The following is a 3061-nucleotide window of genomic DNA, read 5'->3' as shown; positions in this document are numbered from 1 at the left end:
ATCTAGAGATGGGTGTGTGAGTAGGTGAATCAGGGTTGTGATTGTATCAATGTATGAAAAGGTAATCGAAAGATTGCCTTGGAATACGGCGCAACACGAATACTCAACCTGTAGCGATGTGAGGAACACGTCATCCCCAGTGGATGGTGTGAGAGACACACTCGTTATAGGGTCAAGCGAACAAGTGCATAGGAAGAACTGGGTGTACGACAAGTAGGGCGGGACACGTGAAATCCTGTCTGAAGATGGGGGGACCATCCTCCAAGGCTAAATACTCGTGATCGACCGATAGTGAACCAGTACCGTGAGGGAAAGGCGAAAAGAACCCCGGGAGGGGAGTGAAATAGATCCTGAAACCGCATGCATACAAACAGTCGGAGCCTCGCAAGGGGTGACGGCGTACCTTTTGTATAATGGGTCAGCGACTTACATTCAGTGGCAAGCTTAACCGATTAGGGCAGGCGTAGCGAAAGCGAGTCCGAACAGGGCGTTCAGTCGCTGGGTGTAGACCCGAAACCAGGTGATCTATCCATGGCCAGGATGAAGGTGCGGTAACACGTACTGGAGGTCCGAACCCACTAACGTTGAAAAGTTAGGGGATGAGCTGTGGATAGGGGTGAAAGGCTAAACAAACCTGGAAATAGCTGGTTCTCTCCGAAAACTATTTAGGTAGTGCCTCGTGTATCACCTTCGGGGGTAGAGCACTGTCATGGTTGTGGGGTCCATTGCGGATTACTACGCCATAGCAAACTCCGAATACCGAAGAGTGCAATCACGGGAGACAGACATCGGGTGCTAACGTCCGGTGTCAAGAGGGAAACAACCCAGACCGCCAGCTAAGGTCCCCAAATATTGCTAAGTGGGAAACGAAGTGGGAAGGCTAAAACAGTCAGGAGGTTGGCTTAGAAGCAGCCATCCTTTAAAGAAAGCGTAATAGCTCACTGATCGAGTCGTCCTGCGCGGAAGATGTAACGGGGCTAAGCAATATACCGAAGCTGCGGATGCACATTTATGTGCATGGTAGGAGAGCGTTCCGTAAGCCTGCGAAGGTGCATTGAAAAGTGCGCTGGAGGTATCGGAAGTGCGAATGCTGACATGAGTAGCGATAAAGGGGGTGAAAGGCCCCCTCGCCGTAAGCCCAAGGTTTCCTACGCAACGTTCATCGGCGTAGGGTGAGTCGGCCCCTAAGGCGAGGCAGAAATGCGTAGCTGATGGGAAGCAGGTTAATATTCCTGCACCATTGTTAAATGCGATGGGGGGACGGATCGCGGAAGGTTGTCCGGGTGTTGGAAGTCCCGGTCGCTGCGTTGGAGAAGGCACTTAGGCAAATCCGGGTGCGCAATTCAAGGGCGTGGCGCCATTCACTTCGGTGAAGAAGCAACTGGAAGTGGTTCCAAGAAAAGCCTCTAAGCTTCAGTTTAACAAGACCGTACCGCAAACCGACACAGGTGGGCGAGATGAGTATTCTAAGGCGCTTGAGAGAACTCGGGAGAAGGAACTCGGCAAATTGGTACCGTAACTTCGGGATAAGGTACGCCCCTGTAGCTTGACTGGCCTGCGCCAGGAGGGTGAAGGGGTTGCAATAAACTGGTGGCTGCGACTGTTTAATAAAAACACAGCACTCTGCAAACACGAAAGTGGACGTATAGGGTGTGACGCCTGCCCGGTGCCGGAAGATTAAATGATGGGGTGCAAGCTCTTGATTGAAGTCCCGGTAAACGGCGGCCGTAACTATAACGGTCCTAAGGTAGCGAAATTCCTTGTCGGGTAAGTTCCGACCTGCACGAATGGCGTAACGATGGCCACACTGTCTCCTCCCGAGACTCAGCGAAGTTGAAGTGTTTGTGATGATGCAATCTCCCCGCGGCTAGACGGAAAGACCCCATGAACCTTTACTGTAGCTTTGCATTGGACTTTGAACCGATCTGTGTAGGATAGGTGGGAGGCTATGAAGTTGGGACGCCAGTCTCAATGGAGCCGACCTTGAAATACCACCCTGGTTTGTTTGAGGTTCTAACCTTGGTCCGTTATCCGGACTGGGGACAGTGCATGGTAGGCAGTTTGACTGGGGCGGTCTCCTCCCAAAGTGTAACGGAGGAGTACGAAGGTACGCTAGGTACGGTCGGAAATCGTGCTGATAGTGCAATGGCATAAGCGTGCTTAACTGCGAGACCGACAAGTCGAGCAGGTGCGAAAGCAGGTCATAGTGATCCGGTGGTTCTGTATGGAAGGGCCATCGCTCAACGGATAAAAGGTACTCTGGGGATAACAGGCTGATACCGCCCAAGAGTTCATATCGACGGCGGTGTTTGGCACCTCGATGTCGGCTCATCTCATCCTGGGGCTGTAGCCGGTCCCAAGGGTATGGCTGTTCGCCATTTAAAGAGGTACGTGAGCTGGGTTTAAAACGTCGTGAGACAGTTTGGTCCCTATCTGCCGTGGGCGCTGGATATTTGAAGGGGGCTGCTCCTAGTACGAGAGGACCGGAGTGGACGAACCTCTGGTGTACCGGTTGTCACGCCAGTGGCATCGCCGGGTAGCTATGTTCGGAAGAGATAACCGCTGAAAGCATCTAAGCGGGAAACTCGCCTTAAGATGAGATATCCCCGGGGCTTCGAGCCCCTTGAAGGGTCGTTCAAGACCAGGACGTTGATAGGTCAGGTGTGGAAGCGCAGTAATGCGTTAAGCTAACTGATACTAATTGCCCGTAAGGCTTGATCCTATAACAAGTGTGTTTTACGTCATGAGTTAGTGCTTCAGCACTTACTCAGGACCACCCCCGAAGGGGGCAGGAACATGCACGGTTGAGATCGATGTTGTGCCTCGAACAACACAACTCCCGCTGGTGAGCATCACCAGAAACTACTTCTTCCAGATTGGTTGTATTGCCCAGGGCCTCAAACCCCGCAGTACGACAACAAGTCATGCCTGATGACCATAGCGAGTCGGTCCCACCCCTTCCCATCCCGAACAGGACCGTGAAACGACTCCACGCCGATGATAGTGCGGATTCCCGTGTGAAAGTAGGTAATCGTCAGGCTCCCCAGCATGTCCAGAAACC

Annotated in this window: 2 rRNA genes; both read left to right on the top strand. The window is 52.6% G+C overall.

Going from position 1 to position 3061, the window contains the following annotated elements:
- Window positions 1-2722 (top strand): 23S ribosomal RNA (locus GNZ12_RS43720); the annotation flags it as partial.
- A 205-nt stretch (window positions 2723-2927) separates the two neighbouring features.
- Window positions 2928-3040: ribosomal RNA gene (gene rrf, locus GNZ12_RS43715) — 5S ribosomal RNA — on the top strand.
- The last annotated feature ends 21 nt before the right edge of the window (window positions 3041-3061 follow it).

It is taken from the genome of Paraburkholderia solitsugae, assembly GCF_013177695.1.
Classification (GTDB): Bacteria; Pseudomonadota; Gammaproteobacteria; order Burkholderiales; family Burkholderiaceae; genus Paraburkholderia; species Paraburkholderia solitsugae.
The sequence above is the reverse complement of the archived record's forward strand: the minus strand, read 5'-3'. Positions and strand labels throughout refer to the sequence as shown.